The organism is Saprospiraceae bacterium (genome assembly GCA_016713025.1).
Taxonomy (GTDB): domain Bacteria; phylum Bacteroidota; class Bacteroidia; order Chitinophagales; family Saprospiraceae; genus OLB9.
Map to the genome: position 1 here is coordinate 95,785 of JADJPZ010000003.1, position 22,989 is coordinate 118,773.

The 22,989-nt window shown below is 37.2% G+C and carries 21 protein-coding genes; 14 read left to right on the top strand and 7 right to left on the bottom strand.

The features are described from left to right. Positions 1–85: 85 nt before the first annotated feature. The 14 genes from IPK35_03495 (at position 86) to IPK35_03560 (ending at position 16,408) form a co-directional block, all read left to right on the top strand. Positions 86–2,203 carry a HEPN domain-containing protein gene (locus IPK35_03495; GenBank protein MBK8052352.1) on the top strand — a complete coding sequence of 706 codons (2,118 nt, stop codon included), beginning with the start codon at positions 86–88 and terminating at the stop codon, positions 2,201–2,203. Continuing rightward, positions 2,196–2,966, top strand: a complete 771-nt coding sequence (gene cobA, locus IPK35_03500) for a uroporphyrinogen-III C-methyltransferase (protein ID MBK8052353.1) — start codon at positions 2,196–2,198, stop codon at positions 2,964–2,966. The genes IPK35_03495 and cobA overlap by 8 nt, the downstream gene beginning before the upstream one ends. 29 nt (positions 2,967–2,995) lie before the next feature. Continuing rightward, positions 2,996–3,631, top strand: a complete 636-nt coding sequence (locus IPK35_03505) for a peroxiredoxin (protein ID MBK8052354.1) — start codon at positions 2,996–2,998, stop codon at positions 3,629–3,631. 6 nt (positions 3,632–3,637) lie between these two features. Then, entirely contained in the window at positions 3,638–5,113 is a 1,476-nt protein-coding gene (locus tag IPK35_03510) for a TSUP family transporter (protein MBK8052355.1), read from the top strand. 3 nt (positions 5,114–5,116) lie between these two features. After that, complete coding sequence (locus IPK35_03515) at positions 5,117–6,136, top strand: NAD(P)/FAD-dependent oxidoreductase (GenBank protein MBK8052356.1); 1,020 nt, start codon at positions 5,117–5,119, stop codon at positions 6,134–6,136. Next, the gene (locus IPK35_03520) at positions 6,136–6,450 is read left to right on the top strand and encodes a 2Fe-2S iron-sulfur cluster binding domain-containing protein (protein ID MBK8052357.1); all 315 of its coding nucleotides are present in this window, start codon (positions 6,136–6,138) and stop codon (positions 6,448–6,450) included. The genes IPK35_03515 and IPK35_03520 overlap by 1 nt, the downstream gene beginning before the upstream one ends. Before the next feature lie 4 nt (positions 6,451–6,454). Further along, the gene (locus tag IPK35_03525; GenBank protein MBK8052358.1) at positions 6,455–7,156 is read left to right on the top strand and encodes a phosphoadenylyl-sulfate reductase; all 702 of its coding nucleotides are present in this window, start codon (positions 6,455–6,457) and stop codon (positions 7,154–7,156) included. An 85-nt stretch (positions 7,157–7,241) separates the two neighbouring features. Continuing rightward, positions 7,242–8,147, top strand: coding sequence for a sulfate adenylyltransferase subunit 2 (locus tag IPK35_03530; protein MBK8052359.1), 906 nt, complete (start codon positions 7,242–7,244; stop codon positions 8,145–8,147). A gap of 295 nt (positions 8,148–8,442) precedes the next feature. Continuing rightward, positions 8,443–8,919, top strand: coding sequence for a transposase (locus tag IPK35_03535; GenBank protein MBK8052360.1), 477 nt, complete (start codon positions 8,443–8,445; stop codon positions 8,917–8,919). A gap of 64 nt (positions 8,920–8,983) precedes the next feature. Further along, a complete protein-coding gene (locus tag IPK35_03540) occupies positions 8,984–9,829 on the top strand; it encodes a transposase (protein ID MBK8052361.1) in 846 nt (281 codons plus the stop codon). A 280-nt stretch (positions 9,830–10,109) separates the two neighbouring features. After that, complete coding sequence (locus IPK35_03545) at positions 10,110–11,378, top strand: GTP-binding protein (protein ID MBK8052362.1); 1,269 nt, start codon at positions 10,110–10,112, stop codon at positions 11,376–11,378. A gap of 223 nt (positions 11,379–11,601) precedes the next feature. Further along, positions 11,602–14,139, top strand: a complete 2,538-nt coding sequence (locus IPK35_03550) for a TonB-dependent receptor (GenBank protein MBK8052363.1) — start codon at positions 11,602–11,604, stop codon at positions 14,137–14,139. Between the two features lie 539 nt (positions 14,140–14,678). Beyond that, positions 14,679–15,746 (top strand): AAA family ATPase, encoded by a 1,068-nt coding sequence (locus IPK35_03555; protein MBK8052364.1) that lies wholly within the window; start codon positions 14,679–14,681, stop codon positions 15,744–15,746. Then, complete coding sequence (locus IPK35_03560) at positions 15,743–16,408, top strand: DUF4276 family protein (GenBank protein MBK8052365.1); 666 nt, start codon at positions 15,743–15,745, stop codon at positions 16,406–16,408. The genes IPK35_03555 and IPK35_03560 overlap by 4 nt, the downstream gene beginning before the upstream one ends. Before the next feature lie 13 nt (positions 16,409–16,421). Here the strand turns inward: IPK35_03560 and hemB are convergent, their stop codons facing one another. From hemB to ccoG, 7 genes are all read right to left on the bottom strand, one after another. After that, positions 16,422–17,414: a porphobilinogen synthase gene (hemB, locus tag IPK35_03565; protein MBK8052366.1), complete on the bottom strand. Its 993-nt coding sequence runs from the start codon at positions 17,412–17,414 to the stop codon at positions 16,422–16,424. Further along, entirely contained in the window at positions 17,393–18,901 is a 1,509-nt protein-coding gene (gene hemC / locus IPK35_03570) for a hydroxymethylbilane synthase (GenBank protein MBK8052367.1), read from the bottom strand. Before hemC ends, hemB begins: the two co-directional genes overlap by 22 nt. Next, positions 18,894–20,087, bottom strand: coding sequence for a 5-aminolevulinate synthase (gene hemA / locus IPK35_03575; GenBank protein ID MBK8052368.1), 1,194 nt, complete (start codon positions 20,085–20,087; stop codon positions 18,894–18,896). Before hemA ends, hemC begins: the two co-directional genes overlap by 8 nt. Before the next feature lie 88 nt (positions 20,088–20,175). Next, complete coding sequence (locus IPK35_03580; GenBank protein MBK8052369.1) at positions 20,176–20,619, bottom strand: FixH family protein; 444 nt, start codon at positions 20,617–20,619, stop codon at positions 20,176–20,178. A gap of 34 nt (positions 20,620–20,653) precedes the next feature. Continuing rightward, positions 20,654–21,061: a putative toxin-antitoxin system toxin component, PIN family gene (locus IPK35_03585; GenBank protein MBK8052370.1), complete on the bottom strand. Its 408-nt coding sequence runs from the start codon at positions 21,059–21,061 to the stop codon at positions 20,654–20,656. A 2-nt stretch (positions 21,062–21,063) separates the two neighbouring features. After that, complete coding sequence (locus IPK35_03590; protein MBK8052371.1) at positions 21,064–21,285, bottom strand: hypothetical protein; 222 nt, start codon at positions 21,283–21,285, stop codon at positions 21,064–21,066. A 110-nt stretch (positions 21,286–21,395) separates the two neighbouring features. Beyond that, entirely contained in the window at positions 21,396–22,868 is a 1,473-nt protein-coding gene (gene ccoG, locus IPK35_03595; GenBank protein ID MBK8052372.1) for a cytochrome c oxidase accessory protein CcoG, read from the bottom strand. Positions 22,869–22,989 lie beyond the last annotated feature (121 nt).

The window sequence follows — 22,989 nt, forward strand, 5'->3', positions numbered from 1 at the left end:
AGTGTGATACAACTTTTGGTACAACACCAGAAGTTTTTTTTGACCTTGGTATAATAATCTACTAATACAATAGAATTTATAGATAATGCAAAGTTTCAGATCAGAATTAGAATTTATCCCTGCTTCCAGAAGAGTTTTGGTTGAAAAAGACTTAGTGGATCTTGAGCAGAAAATATTCAAATTCAGAAATGGTCAGATAGATGAAGAAAAATTCAGAAGTCTTCGTCTTGCCAGAGGTGTTTATGGTCAGAGACAACAAGGAGTACAAATGATCAGGATTAAAATACCTTTTGGCAGACTTAACACCAAACAACTTCGCAAAATTTCAGATATCAGCGACGAATATTCCAATGGAAATCTCCACCTCACCACCAGACAGGACATACAGATACATCATGTAAGTCTCGACCGTACTCCTGAATTGTGGGCAAAACTGGAACAAGATGATATTACACTTCGCGAAGCATGTGGCAATACAGTCAGAAATGTTACCGCATCGGCTGAGTCAGGTATTGATCCCAAGGAAGCATTTGATGTATCCAATTATGCTTATGCAGTCTTTAATTATTTTCTTCGTCAACCATTTTGTCAGGAGTTGGGCAGAAAAGTAAAAATCGCTTTTTCCAATTCTGAAGAAGACACTGCTTATACTTTTATTCATGACATTGGTTTTATTCCCAAATTAAATAGTGATGGCGGTAAAGGCTTCAAAGTGTTGATAGGCGGTGGATTAGGCGCACAACCCTTTTTGGCTCAAACAGCTTATGAATTCCTTCCTGCCGATGAAATTTTGACTTTTGTAGAAGGTGCACTTAGGGTTTTTGACAGACATGGCGAGCGCACAAGCAGACACAAAGCCAGAATGAAGTACCTCATTCAAAAAATTGGCATCGATGCTTTTAAAGAATTGGTAGTGTCAGAATCTGCTGCTATCATCCCTGTCGCAGTGGTAGATTATTTTCCGAAGGTTTTGGAAACATCTGATATAAAATCATTTGATTCTACAAGTGATTTTATTGGCTCTGGTGTTTATCAGGAATGGTTGGATACCAATACTTTTAAACAAAAGGACAACGAATTATTTGCCGTTTATGTCAAAATACAATTGGGAAATATTCCATCTTCTACTTCCAGGGTTTTGGCAGATATTGTAGAAACATTTGCAGACGAAAAAGACATCCGGATTACCATTAATCAAAACTTTATCCTTAAAAACATACATCCATCCGCACTACCTCATTTATTTGAAGCTCTTCAGCATATTGGTCTGGCTGCTTCAGGTTACGGCTCAGTAGCTGATATTACTGCATGCCCAGGTACAGATACCTGCAATCTTGCCATTTCCAATAGCACTCACATTTCGATAGCTCTTGAAGATGTCATTCGCAACGAGTATCCGCATCTTGTTCATAATAAAGATATTCTAATAAAAATCAGTGGATGTATGAATGCTTGTGGTCAACACAGTCTGGCACAAATAGGTTTTCATGGCAGCTCATTCAAAATCGGGACAAATGTGGTACCTGCTGTTCAATTGCTTCTTGGAGGTGGCAAACTCTCTGATGGTAGCGGTCGTATTTCAGATAAAATCATCAAAGTAGCTTCTAAGCGTACACCTGAAATTTTGAGATTCATTTTTGATGATATGGAACAAAATAGCCCGGATGATGAATCATTCAATGAGTATTATGATCGTGTAGGCAAAGATTATTTCTACCAATTGCTCAAACCATTGGCTGATAATGACACCTTGCAGGATGATGACTACATTGATTGGGGTGCAGATACTAAATTTCAGACAGCCATAGGCGTTGGCGAGTGTGCCGGAGTAGTAATAGATTTGGTGGCCACTTTATTTTTGGAATCAGAAGAAAAACTGGATAATGCCAGGTATGCATTGGATGAGAATCGGTATGCAGATTCTATTTATTACAGCTATGCTGCCTATGTAAACACTGCCAAAACTTTGCTACTCATCAAAGACATTAAGACAAATACCCAACATGGTATCATCAATGATTTTAGTGAACATTTTGGTAACGAATTTACAAACTTTGAAACATCTTTTAAAGAAACGGTTTTGCAGATAAACCAACACGTACCTGAAAAATCTTTTGCAACCACCTATTTGGGGCAGTCAAATGATTTTTACTCAGCAGCAAAAGCATTCAAAAACAATTTAAATCAATTAGCAAATGTATAATAAACCACCCAAAGTAAGCATAGTAGGTGCAGGTCCTGGCGATCCGGATTTATTGACCTTAAAAGCCATCAAAGCCATCAATAATGCAGATGTGATCCTATATGATGCATTGGTGAGTGACTCTATATTGGCATTGGCAAAATCTGAAACAGAATTGATTTATGTGGGTAAAAGATCAGCTCAACACGCTTACAAACAAGAAGAAATTCATGAACTTTTGGTAAAATGTGCAATGCTATTTGGTCATGTCGTCAGGCTGAAAGGTGGAGATCCGTTTGTGTTTGGACGTGGTGGAGAAGAGATGGAATATGTAAGAGATGCTGGAATAGAAGTTCAGATTATTCCAGGCATTTCAAGCTCCATTGGTGTACCGGGAAATGTAGGAATTCCGGTGACGCATCGAGGGTTGAGTGAAAGTTTTTGGGTATTAACAGCCACCAACAAAAAAGGAGAGTTGGCCAATGATATACATCTCGCTGCTCAAACCAATACTACTGCAGTAATTCTGATGGGACTAAACAAATTGGGAGAGATTGTTCAACTATATACAAATCATCACCCTTCAGATTGGCCAATTGCAGTGATTCAGGATGGCACACTACCTACCCAAAAAGTAGTTACCGGTACATTAGCAAACATAATTTCCAAAGTTCAAAATAAGGAAGTTAAGTCACCTGCGATTATCGTCGTAGGCGAAGTGGTTTCACTCTACCAAGAACCACAGTTAGCAAATTTTAGTAATGAATATCAATATCATAATTAGTAATTTTTAAACACAAAATACATTATAACATGGCATTACAATTAGGAGATTCAGTTCCAAATTTTCAGGCAGAAAGTACTGTAGGTAAAATTGACTTTTATGACTATTTGGGAAGTAGTTGGGGTGTATTGTTTTCACATCCGGCAGATTATACACCTGTATGTACAACCGAGTTAGGTTCTGTATCCAAACTTCAAAGCGAATTTGCATCCCGAAATGTAAAAACAATTGCTTTGAGTGTAGATCCTTTGGCATCTCATTTTGAATGGATCAAAGATATCAATGAAACTCAAAATACAGAAGTGACCTTCCCATTGATTGCATATCCAAATTTTGAAGTTGCCAATTTATATGGAATGATACATCCGAATGCATCCGAAAAATTTACGGTTAGGTCAGTGTTCATCATAGTACCTGATAAAAAATTGAAACTCACTTTAACTTATCCGGCTTCTACCGGAAGAAATTTTAATGAAATACTTAGAGTGATTGATTCATTACAACTCACGGCCAATTACAGTGTTGCGACTCCAGCCAACTGGAAGGATGGAGAAGATGTCATCATCATACCTGCGGTGAAAGACGAAGATATAGCAGATAAATTTCCCAAAGGATATACACGTGTGAAACCTTATTTAAGGACAACACCTCAACCCAACAGATAACCTGTTATGACACCAGGTAGCAACCATAATCACCTTTTTCCGGTGTTTCTCAAACTGGAACAAATGCATCTCTTGCTCATCGGCGGTGGAACAGTTGCATTGGAGAAACTTCATGCCATCATCCAGAATAGTCCGGCAACAAAGGTTAAAATAGTGGCTAAATCCGTCAATCCCGACATAGAAGAAATAGCTGAAACACACAACAATATTTCCATCCATCACAGGGCATATCATGTGACGGATATGGATGATGTGGATCTTGTCATTTCTGCTTTGGATGACCCTGCAGTGACTGAAACCATTAGAAATGATGCAAAAAATGCAGGTTTGCTCATCAATGCAGCTGATAAACCGTCATTATGTGATTTTTACCTTGGATCAGTTGTAAAAAAAGGTCAGTTGAAGATTGCAATCTCTACCAATGGTAAGTCGCCGACTGTAGCAAAAAGAGTAAAAGAAGTATTGAATGATTCATTTCCAGAGGAAATCAACGAGACTTTGGAAAACCTGGCAGAAGTTAAAACGTATCTCAAAGGTTCTTTCAGAGATCGCGTACTCGAGCTTAATAAAATTACAGGCAGCCTCACCGAAAAGGAGTACAACAAAAATTATTTGAAAGGACTTATTGTGAGATGGTCGGTTATTTTTGCTATCCCGGTTCTTTTTATCACTGGTTACTTTTTGGGAAATTATTTTCCGGCTGCAGAAGCAGCAGGTGTCTGGGCTTTATTTATGAGCCACCTGGACGAAAGCATCTTAATATTTATTTTGGCGGGTTTTCTGGCATCTGCTATTGATGGGGCACTAGGGATGGCATACGGTATCACTGCCACAACGGTATTATTGTCATTTGGGTTAAGTCCAGTGGCAGCTACCGCCAGTGTGCATACTTCTGAGGTATTTACCAGTGGTGTTTCGGGTTTGAGCCACCTTAAATTTGGAAATGTCAATAATAAACTTTTTAGAAATTTACTTTTTCCCGGTGTAGTAGGCGCCATTCTTGGAGCATTTTTGATATCCTATTTTGAAGAATACAACAATTTGATCAAGCCTTTAGTATCAGCGTATACACTGTTTTTAGGGGTGATCATATTGCTCAAAGCCCTGAAAAAAGACGATCAGATCAGGAGAAAAGTGAGAAGACTTTTTCCATTGGCATTTACCGGAGGTTTTCTGGATTCTGTAGGTGGTGGTGGTTGGGGGCCAATAGTGTCTTCTACACTCATAGCACAAGGCAAGGCACCGAGATACACCATAGGTTCGGTAAATCTTACTGAGTTTTTTGTTGCTCTGGCCAGTTCTATTACATTTTTTGCAATGATAGGCACGACTCATCTGAACGTAATCCTGGGGCTCATATTGGGTGGTGTAGCAGCGGCACCATTAGGCGCATTTCTGACCAGCAAAATACCTGCAAAAAGCATTATGATTTTAGTCGGCATTATAGTCATTATTTTAAGTATAAAACGAATATTTTTTTAGCACATGGCACAAACAATACAAACAGATATAGCCATCATTGGCGCAGGTCCGGTAGGATTATTTGCCATATTTGAAGCAGGACTCTTCAAAATGAGATGTCATCTGGTAGATTACCTACCACAAGCCGGCGGGCAATTGTCTGAGATATATCCTAAAAAACCCATTTACGACATTCCCGGATACCCCACAGTGCTTGCTCAGGAGTTGGTAGACAATCTGGTCAAACAAGCTGAACCTTTTGGTCCCGGATATACTTTTGGTGAGCGCATCGAGACCCTTGAAAAGAGGGATGAAAGAGATTTTTTACTGGTCACCAATCTGGGAACTTCCATAGAAGCTAAAGCTGTAGTCATTGCAGGCGGATTGGGATGTTTTGAGCCCAGAAAACCTGAAGTAGAAGGTCTGACAAAGTTTGAAAATGGAAAAGGGGTCAACTATATGATTCTGGATCCTGAAAAATATCGGGATAAAAAACTGGTCATAGCCGGTGGTGGAGACAGTGCGCTGGACTGGACGATTTTTCTGAGTGAAGTATGTGCGGAATTGACCCTGGTACACCGTAGTGAGTCATTCCGAGGAGCGCCGGATAGTGTAGACAAAGTGCTTCAACTAGCAGATGAAGGTAAGATCAATCTTCATCTGAATACCAATCTTTCCAGTGTCAGTGGCAACGGAAAGCTCAATAGTGTATCTTTATTAAATACCAAAAACAGCGAGGAAATATTGGTAGAAACGGATTATTTAGTACCACTTTTTGGTCTGAGTCCAAAGCTGGGCCCCCTTGAAAATTGGGGACTTAATATCAATAAGAATGCGATCGAAGTGAATACTGATGATTACTCCACTAATATTTCCGGCGTTTGGGCGATTGGCGATATCAATACTTATAAAAACAAGCTGAAATTAATATTGTGTGGATTTCATGAAGCAGCATTGATGAGTCATAGCGTATACCAATACATTCATCCCGGAGTAAAATACACCATGAAATATACCACTGTAAATGGGATCAATAGTTTCTGATGATACAAATAAATATACATTCGGATAACGATATAAATACATTGGAGATACCAAATGACATTGGTATCAATCTAATGGAATTGCTAAAAGCGGAAGAATATGAATCCATAGAAGGAACCTGTGGTGGAATGGCGCTTTGTGCGACCTGTCACGTCAAAGTTACAGAATCAATTCCTTCATTACCGGAACCATCAAATGATGAATTGGACATGCTCGAAACCTTGCCAATTGTCTATCATGATTCAAGACTGGCCTGTCAGATAAAACTGAATGAAGATATTCAGCAATTGAACATTGAAATCATCAAAAACTAATGTCATGGATAGAATCAGCAGTTTAAGTTCGCTGGTAGAGACCAACAATCCATTGGAAATATTAAAATCTATTGCCCAAATAAAGGGTGAAAAGATTGTCTTTTCTAGCAGTCTGAGTGCAGAAGATCAGGTGATAACGGATATGATTTTTCATAATAATCTGGATATCGAGATTTTTACACTTGATACCGGGCGGATGTTTCCGGAAACTTACCAAACCTTACAAAAAACACTTGAAAAATATCAGAAAGAGATCAAAGTATATTTTCCGGACGCTGATGAAGTAGAAGTATTGATGACAAAAAAGGGGGCGTATAGTTTTTATGATTCTCTGGAAAACAGGAAAGAATGTTGCGAAATCAGGAAAGTAAAACCATTAAAAAGAGCACTTCAAGGTAAGACCATTTGGATTACAGGTATCAGGTCTGAACATTCGCAAAACAGAACAGAAATGCAAAAATTCGAATGGGATGCAGCCAATATCATCACAAAGATTCATCCATTGCTACATTGGTCAAACGATGAAGTTTGGACATATATTAAAGCAAATAATGTTCCATATAATGTCTTACAGGACAAGGGTTTTATCAGCATAGGATGTCAACCCTGCACGAGAGCGGTGCTTGATGGTGAAGACTATAGAGCAGGCAGGTGGTGGTGGGAAGATGCATCAAAAAAAGAATGTGGACTGCATAATGTAAAATGACGAATTATGAATGACGAATTTAGAATTTGGAAAGCAATTATTAAACAATTTACTAACCTTCAACCAATAATAATTAAACTTAAACATGGCAGCATTTGATTATTTAGACCATCTGGAAGCGGAAGCCATCCACATCATGCTGGAAGTAGCAGGACAGTTTGAAAGGCCGGCACTTTTGTTTAGCGGAGGCAAGGACAGTATTTGTTTAGTCCATCTGGCGTTAAAAGCATTCAGACCAGGTAAATTTCCTTTTCCTTTGGTACATATTGATACCGGCCATAATTTTCCGGAAGCCCTTGATTTCAGAGATCAATTAGTGGATGAAATTGGTGAAAAACTGATCGTCAGAAAAGTGGAAGATACCATTCAAAAACGAAAACTGGTAGACGCATCAGGCAAGTTTCCGAGCCGAAATGCACTCCAAACCTACACCTTATTGGATACAATTGAAGAGTTTGAATTTGATGTTTGTATCGGAGGTGCAAGAAGAGATGAAGAAAAAGCAAGGGCAAAAGAAAGAATATTTTCAGTAAGGGATGACTTCGGTCAATGGAACCCTAAAAAACAAAGACCTGAAATTTGGGATATTTACAATGGCAGAATCAACAAAGGAGAAAATGTAAGGGCTTTTCCCATTTCCAACTGGACAGAACTGGATATCTGGCACTATATCGAAAGAGAAAAAATAGAACTGCCAAACATCTATTTTACGCATAACAGACAAGTGGTGCAGACGGACAATGGGCAATTGATGGCATATTCTCAATACCTGAATCTGGACAGCACCGACCTTGTGCGGGAAGGAAGGGTGAGGTACAGAACTGTAGGAGATATGACTTGTACAGCGGCTGTCGTAAGTGAGGCACATACCGTGAGAGATATCATAGAAGAAATCAAGATCGCTAAAATCAGCGAACGGGGGGCCACAAGAATGGATGATCGAATCAGCGAAGCAGCCATGGAAGACAGGAAAAAAAACGGATATTTTTAGTTTTTAGCAAAGGTCGACCATTTTAGGGGAAGAAGGTTGCTGGCAGGAGAATTGTTGCACTTCATACCCCCGACCCCTTATATGTTTGCATTTTAAAAATTAATGGTTTCAAGATAAACAAATAATTTATAACTTGGCGGTTGAAGGGGAACACCCCTTGATACTTAGATATCGTCCTTTAGTGTCCCTTTCGCCAAGCTTAATCATGAGGTATAACTTGATACATTGATATCGTATAACATAAGGGAATGTAAGGCTTGACACTTTTTTTAACACATTTTAAAGTAATTTATGTATGAAAGTTGGATTTGGAGGACTGGACGCAAGCAAAGGTTATTGTGATTTCAGTTTAATTTCGAAGGGTAATGAATTTACCAATCGCAGGATGAATTTTATTGATAATCAATCCGGTCTTGATGAACTCAAAAAAGTCTTATCACAGGCACTTTTGTCTATTGATAAAATTTATTTGGCTATTGAAAGTACCGGTGGGTATGAAAACAATTGGTATAATCAATTGGTAAGTTTTGATAAGCGAATCATCATGTTCAGGATTAATCCGTTGCGGACACATCATGAGTCAAAAAAGAATATGCATCGCAATATTAATGACGCCATCAGTAGTGAAATTATAGCTAGGCATGTATCTGAAAATTATGAGGAACTAGAGAAAGCCAAGCCTAGATCCTTACATTTTTATACTGCGAAACAGATGCACAAAACTATACAAGGATTTATTAAACAAAAAGACGAGAAATATCAACCAACTTGAGAAAGTAGTGTATAGTTGTATTCCTGGTCTTTTAACTTTTAGTAAAAATGGCATGCCAAAATACATGTATAAATTACTTCAAAAGTATCCATCAAAGGCAAAGATATTAAATGCGAAAACAGCTTCTTTGGCTAAAATCAAAGGGTTAACCATGGAGAAGGCTGAGGCCATCCAAAAAGCGGTGAAGCTAGATTCAGGGTCGGGTAATACGATACTTACTGAGCTAAATATTAAAACATTGGCCCAAACTATTAACTTATTCTCCACCCAGATCAAAGAACTTCAATCAGAGCTTGCTAAACACGGAGCCAACGACTTAGCGGATTTCTTAGTCACAATTCCTGGTTGCGGCATCGAGTCAGCAGTGTCATTAAGCATAGAAATAGAAGATATAAATCGATTTAACAGTGCCGCATCACTTTGTTGCTATTTTGGAGTACACCCAGAAAACCATACAAGTGGTGATATATCAAAGAAACCTAAAATGAGCAAAAAAGGAAGTAGTTCATATAGGGGTACAATATACATGGTAGCTAAAAATGCGATTATGTATGACCCTTATTTTAAAGAGGTATATTCAAATCAAAGAGCGAAAGGTAAGACCTATAACGATGCTTTAGGTGTAATAATGAACAAGTTAACAAGAGTGATCTATGGTATGCTTACAAACAAAGAGGCATACGATTCATCAAAACCTAAAACACAAAAAAACAAACCAGTAGACGCAGATCAGCAAATAGAGAAGTTGGAAAAAGAAACCGCAGATTATAAGGCAGAGCTAGAAAAGATGCAAAACGCACCAGTTTCTCGAAGAGCAGAAAATAAAATAAAAAAGGCAATGGAAGAGTCTCAAAACTCAATTGAAGAGTTGCGCACGAGATCAAAACCATTACCAAGAGCAAACATATAAATTTGTTTGCACTTAGTAATAAAAAAACACCGCCAAATATTATAAAATCAACGGTATAACTAAAGGGGAGACCATCGCTGAGCGACTTTTAATGAGGGAGGGTCGTCCCTTCAAGGAATGAGGGTAGCGGGCAGGGAACCTATTTGACGCCAAGCGACTTTCAATGAGCGCGGGTCGTCCCTTTAGGGATAGAGGTAAAGGGAAGGAAAAAGATTTATCTCTTAAGAAATAGAAAATAGGAAGAGAGAAAATATATATTGTTTTATAAAACCAAGAAGACATGGATATTTTAAGATTTTTTACAGCAGGAAACGTGGATGACGGTAAAAGTACACTCATCGGCAGGTTACTTTTTGACAGCAAATCCATCTCAACGGATATCATAGAAACCATCACCCGCCAGAGTAAAAACAAAGGCAAAGATACGGATTTGGACCTGGCATTGCTTACCGATGGATTGCGTGCAGAAAGAGAGCAAGGCATCACCATAGATGTTGCTTATAAGTACTTCACTACAGCCAAACGCAAATTTATCATTGCCGACACACCCGGGCATATTCAATACACACGCAACATGTTTACCGGTGCATCTACGGCTGATGTGGCTATTATTTTGATTGATATCGTCAATGGTATTACAGAACAAACCAGAAGACATTCGATCATCGCGTCAATATTGGGTATACCAAATGTACTGATTTGTATCAACAAAATGGATCTGGTAGGTTATGCTGAGAATTCATATACGGAAATTATCAATGAATATAAAAAATTTGCACAGGGGCTAAATCTTCGGAATGTAGATTTTATTCCTGTGAGTGCATTGGAAGGTGAAAATATGATCACCCACTCAGATAAATTAGCTTGGTATGAAGGTTTCCCATTGTTGCCCTATTTGGAGAATATCGAAACAATAAACCTTGATAAACAAGAAGATACAAGATTTCAGATACAATATGTCTCCAATTTTGTAGACCCAAAGACCAATGAAATAACCAGAAGATTCATAGGAAGAGTATTGTCCGGTACATATAAAAAAGGAGATTTGGTGGAAGTATTACCTGAAAAAATAACTACTTCTATCTCTGCTTTAGAAAAATACAATAAACCCGTCATTATTGCACAAAAAGGGGATATAGTTTCTATACAGCTTTCGGACGATATAGATGCCGGCAGGGGCAAAACGATCGTACCTATACATCAAAATCCAATAATGACCAATGAAATTGAAGCTAATATTTGTTGGATGGACAATACATCTTTCAGACCAGGTCAAAAACTAATCATTCAGCACCTGAGTCACACGACAAAAGCTAAAATAAGTGAAATTTTATATAAAATTAATATTCACACCAATCAACCTGACTTTGAGCACACTGACAGTATCGCTTTAAATGAAATTTGTAAAGTCACCATACGTACTGCTGAATCTATAGCAGCAGATACTTTTGATCAAAACAGAAGTACAGGAATCTTCATCCTGATTGACGAAAATACTAATAATACAGTTGCGGCAGGCACGATCTCTTCGTGTTGTCAGGAGGAATAATAGCTCCTGAAATCTTATACCAGATTTAACAAATAGTTCGGGTTATCAATTCAGGATAGAAATATATATCTGAGCCACTGCTTTATCCAAATCATACTATATATTAATCGTAAACAATTATTTTTTATATTATTAAACATTAAATTATTTTATTATGAAACATTTAAACAACTTTGATTACCAGAAATCATTTGAGACGAATTCTTTAATTCTGACATTATTAATGGTGTGTTGTTTTTGTTGTCAGATGATTGCTCAAAAGCCTGAAACTATCATCAATGCGACTTTTAGCGGAAGAGTCATTGATGAAGCAACAAAAGATCCATTGGTAGGTGCATCCATTCAGATTCAGGGTACTACACATGGAGTAATAACAGATGTTGAAGGTTATTTTTATTTCCAGACAGGACAAAAATTTCCTATTTCTTTGATTGTAAGTTATTTGGGATATAAAACAACAGAGTTTATTGCCAATTCAAATAATATTACCATTACACTAAATGAAGATATCCAACGTCTGGGTGAAGTTACCATCACATCCAGACGTAGAGAAGAGACAGCCCAGAGTGTGCCTATTCCGATCACAGTTGTGAGAGGTGTAACCATAGAAGACCAGGGTGCTTTTAACGTAAACCGGTTAAAGGAGTTGGTACCTACTGTCCAGCTGTATGCATCAAACGCAAGAAATACCACACTAAATATCAGAGGACTGGGTTCTACCTTTGGTTTGACCAATGATGGTATCGACCCTGGAGTTGGTTTTTATGTGGATGGTGTATATTATGCTCGCCCGGCAGCAACAGCACTCGATTTTATAGATATCGATCAGGTGGAAGTTCTTCGAGGGCCGCAAGGTACCTTATTTGGAAAAAATACAACAGCTGGTGCATTTAATATCACTTCCCGTACTCCGTCATTTTCACCGGATGCAAACTTTGAGTTGAGTTACGGTAATTATGGATACATACAGGCGAAAGCTTCTTTGTCCGGACCAATCAGCAAAAAATTAGCAGCTAGAGTATCATTTTCTGGTACACAAAGAGATGGTTTGTTGTATAACCCACGCACACAATTAAATATCAATGACATTAATAATATTGGGGTACGTGGTCAATTATTATATGTTCCTACAGATAAAATCAGATTTACTTTAATTGCTGATATTACAGATCAAAAACCAACAGGTTATGGATGGCCTGTGGCAAAAGTGGTAACCACCAAAAGAGCGGCTTATCGGCAATTTAATGCCATCATTGCGGATTTAGGCTATACACTTCCATACCAGAGTGCATTTGAAAGAATAGTAGATCACGATACCCCTTCAAAAGCGGATAATCAATTGGGTGGTCTTTCATTAAATGCAGATTTTAAAATTGGTAAAGGTACTTTGACATCCACCACTGCTTACAGATACTGGAAGTGGGTGCCGTTGAATGACCGTGATTATACAGGTTTGCCTTCGTTTACCATTTCATCCGGAAACTCCAAACATGACCAGGTTTCACAGGAAATCAGATATTCGGGTCAGCTAAACAATAAAATAAGTGGAGTGATTGGTGCATTTGGATTGTGGCAGGATTTAAATTCAGACCCCGTGCAGACAGAAGAAGCAGGCTCTGCACAATGGAGATTTGCTCAGAATAGTACCAGCGCACTTTGGAAAACACCTGGTTTATTTGATAATTTTGGTATCAGAACGACCAATAGGATACAGTCAGCCAGTTTAGCACTTTTTGCTCAGGCGGATTATGCTATTACCGAAAAATTGCATGTGTTGCCGGGGATCAGATACAACAAGGATACAAAAAAGGCCAATTACAGCAGAGTGAGATACGGTGGTTTGGAAACGACGGATCCTGCTCTTCTGGCTTTAAAAAATGCAGTATATACCAATCAGGCATTTAATATTGATGTAGAAGAAGACAACTTTTCAGGTCAGTTTACTTTGCAGTATAAATTCAATAATAACTTTAATATGTTTGCCACCTATTCTGTGAGTTATAAACCTGTCGGAGTAAATATTGGCGGTTTACCAACAGCAAGCGGAGAAGTTTTGATTGATTTGGCAAGGGTGAAACCTGAAACAGTATCACACTTCGAATTTGGAATCAAAACCCAACCGTCAGCAAATTCAGTTTTGAATATTGTGTTGCATAATACAGACATTAAGGACTACCAAACCCAAGTTCAAACCCCTGAACCTGGGGTTAACAGAGGTTATCTGGCAAATGCAGAAAAAGTCAGGGTGCTTGGTTTTGAAATAGATGGAAGCATCAAATTAAACCATCATATCACCTTCAACGGAGCTTTTGCTTACACTGACGGAAAGTATCTTACATTTACCAACGCCCCTGTTCCTATTGAAGAAGTGGGAGGCCCACAGGCATTTAAAGATATTTCAGGTGGTCAGTTGCCGGGGATTTCAAAATATGCGGGATCATTAGGTACTGATTTGAATACAAAAGGAACTTTTTTAGGCTTGAAGGGAAGTTATTTTGGAGGAATTGATGTGTATTACAGATCTACATTTTCTTCCAGTCCGTCACCTTCAGCCTTTTTGGATATCGAAGGATATGCTCTGCTCAATGCCAGAGCGGGTTTCAGAGCTTCAAATGGGATTTCTTTCTTTGTTTGGGGTAGAAATCTGAGCAATAAGGATTATTATGAACAACTATTGGTAGCACCGGGAAGTGCCGGCCAGATTGGTGGTGTTTTGGGTGATCCAAGGACTTACGGATTGACTTTAAGATATACGCTTTGAGATTTTTTTGAACAAAAGGAGCAGGTTTCGGCCTGCTCCTTTTATCTTATAAAAAAGGTATATGGATAATTTTGCAAGTATAAACTATTTCATTAAATCATCTAAGATAGCCAGGAGTTATCTTAAGGCTCGTTCCCTATGTAGTTTTTGTATTTTATTCATTTTATTTAATCATTTATCCGGACAGGATACCATCAAAAAAAGCTTCAATATTGATATCGAAATCAGGCCGCGAATAGAGTATTACCGTGATTATAAACAATTGGTTACAGATACTTTCACCAATGATTTTTACAATATTCAACGAAACAGACTCAATGTAATTTAAATGATATGAATAAAATGCTGTGCAGATTCTTTCTGATTATTTATTACAATTTTGTTGGGTATATTAAAAATTGATAAATGGTCAATTGAATTTGCCAGGTTTTACAAAAAAATAAAATATCCAATAGTAAGAAATAAGTATCTTTGGCATTAATTTATTTAAATCTAAACATTCAATTATATTCGGGTTGATCCCATCTAAAAAGGTAAGAATGCTTTTCAATATTAAAATTGAAGGTTTTAAGTCGATCAGAAAACTTGAACTTAATCTTAGTTCTATCAATATTCTGATTGGTGCAAATGGGGTAGGAAAATCTAATTTTATCTCATTTTTCAAACTTTTAAACAATATATATGAGCAAAGACTTCAACAATACACTTTAAAAAGTGGTGTTGATAATCTTTTATACTATGGTCGCAAAAATACAAGTGAAATTTACGGTTATTTAGCTTTTGATAATAATGGGTATTCCTTTGAGTTGTTACCATCTGATTCTGATAGTCTTTTTATTACTAAAGAAAAAAGTTATTACTATAACGCGGAGAATAACCGGTCATTTTACAATCTAAATCTTAAGGAAAGCCAGATTAAAGGATCAACCACTATCCGTGACAAATATTTGGCTGAGCATTTGGAAAGTTATAAAATTTATCATTTCCACGATACAAGTAATAATGCACCACTGAGATCTAAAGCAAATATTAATGATAATAGATATCTGAAAGAAGATGGTGCAAATTTGCCTGCATATCTTTATTATTTGCAGGAAAAACATCCTATGAATTTCAAAAGGATAGAGAGAATAATACAATCTGTTGTTCCATTTTTTGATAGATTTAATTTATCACCATCTTTATTGGAATTTGAAAAAATACAGCTCGAATGGAAAGAAAAAGAATTTCCGGACACTTATTTTAATGCATATCATTTATCTGATGGAAGTTTACGATTTATTGCTATCGTTACACTTCTCTTACAACCTAAACTACCGAATGTAATTATAATAGACGAGCCTGAATTAGGATTGCATCCAACCGCTATTAACAAACTTTCAGGTTTAATAAAATCAGCAGCTGAAAAAGGATGTCAGATAATCATTTCCACCCAATCGGTTAATTTAATTAATAATTTTGAAGCTAAAGATATTATTACAGTTGATAAGGAAGATAATCAATCTGTATTTAAACGTCTGGATGATGACTCATTAACGGGTTGGTTAAATGATTATTCTTTGGGAGAGTTATGGACAAAAAGTGTCATTAAAGGTCAACCTAAATGAAAAGAATAATAATTATAGTGGAAGGAGATACTGAAAAAGAATTTATTGATAAAGTGCTTTCTCCTTATTTTCATACTAAAGGCATCTATGCAGTTGATTGTTTTAAGATAAAACACACAAAAGGTGGATTAACAAAATATCAACATCTGAAAACCGATATCATAAACTGTATTTTCGAATCAAACGTAATTGTTACAACTTTGATAGATTATTACGCATTGCCTAAAGATTTCCCTGAATTTGAAGATTCAAAAAAAATAGTCAATAAAAGTGAAAGAATTTCATTTCTGGAAGAAGCCATAACTCATGATATTCAGAATTATAAAAAGATTGAATTCAACAATTTGATTCCTTATATACAACTTCACGAATTTGAAGCTTTAGTTTTTGCCTCATTGAACGGAATTTTAAATCTATATACTGATTCCCAAGCTAAATTTACTGAAATTAACGATATTCTCAAGCAATATACAAATCCGGAAGACATAAATGAAGGTTCAGATTCTGCGCCTTCCAAAAGATTAAGAAATCTGATACCGGGCTACAATAAAATCGTTGATGGAATTATGATTATTGAAGAAAATGGAATTGAGAATATACTAAAGAAATGTCCAAGATTCAATAGTTGGGTAAATTTTTTTATTGCCAAAGCATTAGAATGAGTATCTAAAAAGCTCACACTTCCATCCTCCCGATCCACTCCTTTGCATGTCGTGATGCATAAGAGATGATAATATCTGCGCCACTTCGTACCAAGGCAGTCCATGTCTCAATATGCCCCTTTTCTTTAACCAGAAGACCTGCATTGGCCATAAGTTCTATAGAAGCATACTCACCGGACACATGATAGGCTGCTACAGGTTTATTGGTATTCTGTTTTATAGCAAAGATGATATCATTGTACAGGGCAGCAGGTTTGACCATCAGCACATCAGCACCTTCAGCCGCGTCCCGGAAGGAACTTTCTAATGCATCATTTATATTTTGCGGGGAGATCTGATATGTTTTTCTGTTTTTTAATCCATGGCTATTGGGTGCTGAATCGCATGCATCCCTGAATGGCCCATAGTATTGTGATGAAAATTTGGAAGAATAACTCATGATACTAACATGATCCAGCTCATAATTGTCTAACATCTGCCGAATAGCCTTGATACGACCATCTGTCATATCACTGGGTGCAATGCAGTCTGCACCTGCCCTGGCCAGTTTGAGTGCATAATCAGATAACAGAGTGACAGTCGGATCATTGAGTAGACGGGTATGATCAGGGGATAGGATTCCGCAATGTCCGTGCGAGGTATAGCTGCAAAGACATAGATCACACGCCAGCCAAATATTTGATTTAAATTCGGCTTTTATTTCTTTTACTACTTTTACTGCGAAGTCAAAATTGAAATCATGGTCATATTTATCTTTTGGTACCGGAAAAAGGAGAAACTTGGTGACTCCATTCTTCATGTCGCTTTTGATCGTTTCCTTTACCGAAGTAATGGTGTCTGACCAGATGTCACCCATTCCCGGCACTGCTTTACGCTCTGTCAGATTTTGATTGACAAAAAGAGGTTGAATAAATTTTTTATAATCCAAAACAACTGTAGAAGCCAACTCACGAATATGAATATTAGCTCTCAGACGGCGTTGATTCATTGGATATTTGTTCTCCATTGTTCAAATGATTTTATGGTAGGAAATATGATGGGTTTTATGCCTGATTCAATCATCAATGTAGCTGTTTCTCCACCTGCACAGCTATGTATGACGGATGTTTTAGTAAAAGAATTGTATGTTTTAAATTGTGAGAAACTACTCCAGAATACCATATCTGCTTCTTGGATAGCCTTAATGATACCTTGGTTATTTTTCGCAATCAAATTATAGTAACCAACAGCTTTTATACCTTTTAGTTTCCACCTTTGTGCGCCGGTATGATGTGACAATATGGTAATGTCATTCAGCTTGCTTTGAATAAGAGGCATCTTAACGATTGACTCCAGATATTCAAAACCCATTCCATCTGTTGAACCTGATACCCAAATGCCTGCTTTGGCCAGATCGTACCACGTTTTGCTACCTGCAGCCCAGAAATTTTTATATTTTATGGATTGCAGAATATCTCTGTTTTGCGCGATTTTGGGATTAGCCACAAAAACATGATTGGTTGCGATTTCATGTTTTTTGTCCGACCATTGATAGTCAAAAAAATCTTTCATGACTTCATTGGTGGCAAATATATGAGTTAATCCAGACATAGATTGCGGCAGATTGGTCCATTCACTGATGGTATTTCCAGCACCATCAATACCGGCTGCATAGATGTGCTCTCCATAACGTGTAGAAATGGTGGTCACCCCGAATTTCTGACTACATCCTGATCCAAATGTTCTGGCTTTAGATTTTTCGGCAACAGCCGTTTGCATCAAAAGGTCATCAGATATTTTTTTAAGTAAGGTACAAATAGCGGCATTATCCGGCTTTCCTTCTGCTACTATCATACCCTGACATGGAGCAGGTGTACATTCTATTAGTGGCAGGATCATGATTTTTTTAGTATCCAGCAATTGCCTTAATTCCCCTTTTTTATCACCATAAGTCAACAATCTGTTCAGCCCGGCTGTAGCCAGTATGATGCCATCGTAATCCCCATTATCCAGTTTTTGGAGCCTGGTATCTACATTGCCACGTATAGATTTTGTTTCTATTTCTATTTTGTCATGCAACTGAGGCAAAGCCTTTTTCAGAAACTTAACCACCATTTCTTCACGTCTTGGCGAAGAAGTTCCTATGATGACGTTTTGTTTGTTTATTAATTTTTGGATGATATTTTCATTAAATATTGCCACGTCCCGATGGTCATTCCTTTCGATGAGTGCAAAAGCATCATGACTAAAAAAATGCTCCGAACTCATATCTTTTAGCGAGTGAACTGCAATGTCAGCTTTGCCTTCCCGGAGCTCCTGGAATATGTCCGCGGTAAAAAAGTCCATTCCGTTCAAGGAAGATAATGGCAGATCGACCAATCGGTCCCCTTTGCTGGTCATACCACGAATGACTACATCAGTTTCAGGTTTAAGTTTTATTATTTTTGACCTGACCAACTCAGCCTGTATCAGACTCAGCTTACTCGCCCTGCACACAATAGTAATCTTATCCACCAATACACTTTTTTAAACTTTGCACAAGATGATAAATCTGATCTTCATTATGTGCAGATGTGATGATGACTCTTAAGCATTCTTCACCCAGCGGAACTGTCGGATAATTAATAGGTTGAATGTAAATAGCGAAATCACGAAGCAATTGATCAGCAATAGACTTACACTTTTCAGGATTACCTACTTTAATGGGTGTTATATGTGATTGGTTAAAAGTGAATGGTATGCCTTCTTCAGTCAACAAATTCCTGAATAAATGTACCATAGTCTTCATTTTATGCACACGTTCTTTATCTTTTTTTATTAATTCAATACTAGCTTCTGCTGCATTGCAAACTGCCGGAGGCAGTGAGGTAGTGAAGATAAACCCACTGCCAAAACTGCGTACAAAATCCACCACTTCAGCAGAAGATGCTATGTATCCCCCAAAAGTTCCGATGGCTTTGGACAATGTGCCATTGATGATATCAGGCTTTATTGCAGCCAGGTCTTTAAAACTATATCCCGCATTTTTAACTCCATACATCCCCACGGCATGGACTTCATCAACATAAGTCATGGCCTTGTATTTTTGAGCTAATTCTATAATTTCGGCCACTGGAGCAACATGACCATTCATACTGTAAATGGATTCAAAAACTACAATTTTTGGCGCATAGGGGTCAGCTTTTGATATTTGATATTCCAGATCACCGATATCATTGTGCCTGAAGACAAATTTTTTATTTCCGGCTGACCGTATTCCTTCGATTAGTGATGCATGGTTCTTTTCATCAGAGAAAAAGATGAGTTCAGGTATCCTTCTCCCCAATGTTTGCAAAGTAGCGAGATTGGCCATATAGGCACTGCCAAAAAGTAAAGCTGCTTCTTTTCCGTGCCACTGGCTCAGTGTTTTTTCCAATGAAATATGAGCATTCGTAGTACCAGAGATATTACGAGTGCCACCGCTGCTCACTCCATATTTTGAACCTGACTGAACAAAAGCCTGAATGACCTCCCGATGGGTACTCATACCAAGATAATCATTGCTGCAGTAATTTACAGCTTTGACCCAGGTGCCGTCTTTATTATATTTTATAAAGGGATTACCTGCATCGTCTTTTACCTGATGCAAAAAGTGCCTGTAATTGCCATTAATCTTGAGTGCGGTCAGGTGCTGAGAAATGTGCCGGTGTATATCAAACATTTTCTGATTTATGCCAGCAAAGATATGGTAAAATAAGTTATACAGTTCGCCAAAACAAACTTTAATGCCACCTTGAACCAATAGTACCTTACAATACAATCTCCTCTTCCTGATAATACTCTTTATCTCCCTGTTGCCAGTTGATCTTGATCTTCCATCTCCCTGGCTTTACTTTATCTACAGGAAATGTGTAAGTAGCTCCTTTACCCAAATCAAAATCGTACTTGACATCTGAATATTCTGAATACGGATTGTAAAGCAAAATCTTTCCTGATGTAACTGATGATGAGTCTGTAGGAAAAGTCAAGACAACTTCTTTATTCTCTTTTTTATATTCTGACTTTACCTTTATGGCCAGATCAGCAGTATTTTGCTTTTTATTATAATGTTGCTGATAATTGATGTCTTCGTCATAATAGTTTTTTACAACAAGGCTATCATGTACCTGACTTGATTGGTACAATACAAATGCCAATGTCCCGACAAAGAGTATAAAAAATATCACCAGTCCTGTTCCCCAATTGAATTTCATAAATGTTTTTGATTTAAAGGTTATATTTAATTTGCTATTTATTGAACCGTTTTAAAAACTCTCCGGAAGAGATGTAAGAAACATTTGGAAAATCAATATGCTTTAACTCGTCAAAATGTTTATCTTCAGTTATAATATAATCAGCATTTCCTGCGACAGCACAATCGACAAACTTATTGTCATCAGGATCTTGAACAATCAAATTCCATGAATAATATGGCCTTACATAAATTAAAGATGGTAGTTCTAAAATAAATTTTAAATATTTATCTGCTATAAAAACCCCCATTTTTTTTGTAAAAACTTCTTCATATTCCAATAAAATTTCATTTGATAAGCACAAAGAAATATTTCCTGATTTCAACATCAAAAATAAAGGATGTAAAGATGATTTAGGAGAAGGACATACTAACATCACATTTGTGTCTAAAACAACCACCATTTTCATGAAGAATTCTTAATTAGATATGGTGTTCGAAAGTGTTCATTCAGTAAGCCATCAGGATGAATACCCATTTCTTCAAACTTTTCATCAACTAGTTCACTTAACTCTTTTGCGCGATATTCAAGCAAATAAGCTTTGAACTCCTTCAATTCTTTTTTACTCATTGGACTGGAAAATATTTTTAATATTTCAAGTTGAGCATTGGTCAATTTGCTTGTCATAACATAAAGTTTATTGTAAAAATAAAATGTAACGATTTTAAGTTAATAAAAAAGCCTGTGATTGCGACTTATGGCATTTTCAACAATCAACAGGCTTTATATGTTCATGATCACTTTATTGGACCAAAAAAAGTCGTCTTGACCTTAGTGACCAGCTTACCTTCTGAATATACTCCAACTACAATCTTGTTTTTACCTCCTTCAAGTTGTCCCTTTGGAATTTTGATAAAAAGAGCACCTTCGGCTTTGTTATTTTTTTCTACTGATGGACTCTTACCGCCTACTATTTCAAATGTTCCGGATGATGGTTCCAGCATTCTGAATTCCATCTTATAAGTATCATTGGTTTTATTGATCATCTGATAGTTGTACAGATTGCTTATGGTGCCATCAGCATTTTCCTGAGACAATAAACCACCGGTTCTAAGCAATAATACCTCGACATCGGATCTCAGACTAAATAAAACCACTTCCAGAATGATCAATCCCAACAATACCCCGGTATAGGCAATACTTCTTGGGTTAATCAGTTTATTCTCCTTTTTTGTGATCCCTTCTATACTATCTATACGAATCAAACCTTTAGGCCGATCAATTTTTTCCATCACTTCATCACACGCATCCATACACGCTGTACAGTTGACACACTCGAGTTGTGTGCCATTTCTGATATCTATACCTGTAGGACAGACATGAATACAAAGCTTGCAGTCTATACAATCTCCAAGTTTATTCTGCACTGAGGCTATATAATCTTCGGTAGCATCGACAGTAGCAATAGCAGCGGGTTGGGAGATGGTTTTATTTTTTTGAATTTTACCCCTTGGCTCACCCCTTACAAAATCATACGCTACTACCAGTGATTTATTATCCAGCATCACTCCCTGTAGTCTTCCGTATGGGCAAATTGTAGTACATACCTGCTCCCTCAATCTGGCAAAAACAATATAAAAAGCAAATGAAAAAATAATCATGGCAATAAATCCACCCATATGCTCAGCAACAGGCTCCTGTATGATTTTTACCACATCATCAAGTCCTATAATATAAGCCAAAAATGTATTGGAAATGAGTACAGCAATACCAAAAAATATCGCTTGTTTACTTACCCTTTTGATGATTTTGTCCGCTGTCCATGGTGCGGCATCCAGTTTTTTCTGTGCGTTGTAGTCTCCATCTATGGCATACTCTATCCTTCTGTAAACTAACTCCATAAATACAGTTTGCGGGCAAATCCACCCACAAAACAATCTTCCGAAAATAACCGTAAATAAAATGATGAAGACCAGAAGAATGAGCATTGCTATAGCAAAGAGATAAAAATCCTGTGGTCCGAAATGGATTCCAAACAAGATAAAATTGCGCTCGAGGATATTGAATAAGACAAATGGTTCGCCATTAACCTTAATAAAAGGCAGTCCAAACAAGATGATCAGAAACAAATACGATAACCAAATTCTGTAATTCGTAAATTTGCCCGATGGCTTCTTTGGATATATCCAAATCCTTTTTCCACTTTTGTCTACAGTAGAGATTTTATCTCTGAACTGCTCATCCGCCGGATTATGTATATCTGAAGACATTGAATATCAATTTATTGATGCAAATTTATGTTAAAATATTGACCCGTTTTGTAACTTTTGTTGCTTAAACAAAAAATGACAGGATGTATTGTAAACTTCCACCCTGTCATTCAACTCATAT

What these genes read in the sequence shown, in the direction of transcription:
- IPK35_03535 (MBK8052360.1), top strand. Translation starts at nt 8,443, where the DNA reads ATGAAAGTTGGATTTGGAGGACTGGACGCAAGCAAAGGTTATTGTGAT.
- IPK35_03540 (MBK8052361.1), top strand. Translation starts at nt 8,984, where the DNA reads ATGTATAAATTACTTCAAAAGTATCCATCAAAGGCAAAGATATTAAAT.
- IPK35_03495 (MBK8052352.1), top strand. Translation starts at nt 86, where the DNA reads ATGCAAAGTTTCAGATCAGAATTAGAATTTATCCCTGCTTCCAGAAGA.
- IPK35_03555 (MBK8052364.1), top strand. Translation starts at nt 14,679, where the DNA reads ATGCTTTTCAATATTAAAATTGAAGGTTTTAAGTCGATCAGAAAACTT.
- IPK35_03560 (MBK8052365.1), top strand. Translation starts at nt 15,743, where the DNA reads ATGAAAAGAATAATAATTATAGTGGAAGGAGATACTGAAAAAGAATTT.
- IPK35_03585 (MBK8052370.1), bottom strand. Translation starts at nt 21,061, where the DNA reads ATGGTGGTTGTTTTAGACACAAATGTGATGTTAGTATGTCCTTCTCCT.
- cobA (MBK8052353.1), top strand. Translation starts at nt 2,196, where the DNA reads ATGTATAATAAACCACCCAAAGTAAGCATAGTAGGTGCAGGTCCTGGC.
- IPK35_03525 (MBK8052358.1), top strand. Translation starts at nt 6,455, where the DNA reads ATGGATAGAATCAGCAGTTTAAGTTCGCTGGTAGAGACCAACAATCCA.
- hemA (MBK8052368.1), bottom strand. Translation starts at nt 20,087, where the DNA reads ATGTTTGATATACACCGGCACATTTCTCAGCACCTGACCGCACTCAAG.
- IPK35_03505 (MBK8052354.1), top strand. Translation starts at nt 2,996, where the DNA reads ATGGCATTACAATTAGGAGATTCAGTTCCAAATTTTCAGGCAGAAAGT.
- IPK35_03510 (MBK8052355.1), top strand. Translation starts at nt 3,638, where the DNA reads ATGACACCAGGTAGCAACCATAATCACCTTTTTCCGGTGTTTCTCAAA.
- IPK35_03520 (MBK8052357.1), top strand. Translation starts at nt 6,136, where the DNA reads ATGATACAAATAAATATACATTCGGATAACGATATAAATACATTGGAG.
- IPK35_03545 (MBK8052362.1), top strand. Translation starts at nt 10,110, where the DNA reads ATGGATATTTTAAGATTTTTTACAGCAGGAAACGTGGATGACGGTAAA.
- hemB (MBK8052366.1), bottom strand. Translation starts at nt 17,414, where the DNA reads ATGGAGAACAAATATCCAATGAATCAACGCCGTCTGAGAGCTAATATT.
- IPK35_03515 (MBK8052356.1), top strand. Translation starts at nt 5,117, where the DNA reads ATGGCACAAACAATACAAACAGATATAGCCATCATTGGCGCAGGTCCG.
- ccoG (MBK8052372.1), bottom strand. Translation starts at nt 22,868, where the DNA reads ATGTCTTCAGATATACATAATCCGGCGGATGAGCAGTTCAGAGATAAA.
- IPK35_03530 (MBK8052359.1), top strand. Translation starts at nt 7,242, where the DNA reads ATGGCAGCATTTGATTATTTAGACCATCTGGAAGCGGAAGCCATCCAC.
- IPK35_03590 (MBK8052371.1), bottom strand. Translation starts at nt 21,285, where the DNA reads ATGACAAGCAAATTGACCAATGCTCAACTTGAAATATTAAAAATATTT.
- IPK35_03580 (MBK8052369.1), bottom strand. Translation starts at nt 20,619, where the DNA reads ATGAAATTCAATTGGGGAACAGGACTGGTGATATTTTTTATACTCTTT.
- IPK35_03550 (MBK8052363.1), top strand. Translation starts at nt 11,602, where the DNA reads ATGGTGTGTTGTTTTTGTTGTCAGATGATTGCTCAAAAGCCTGAAACT.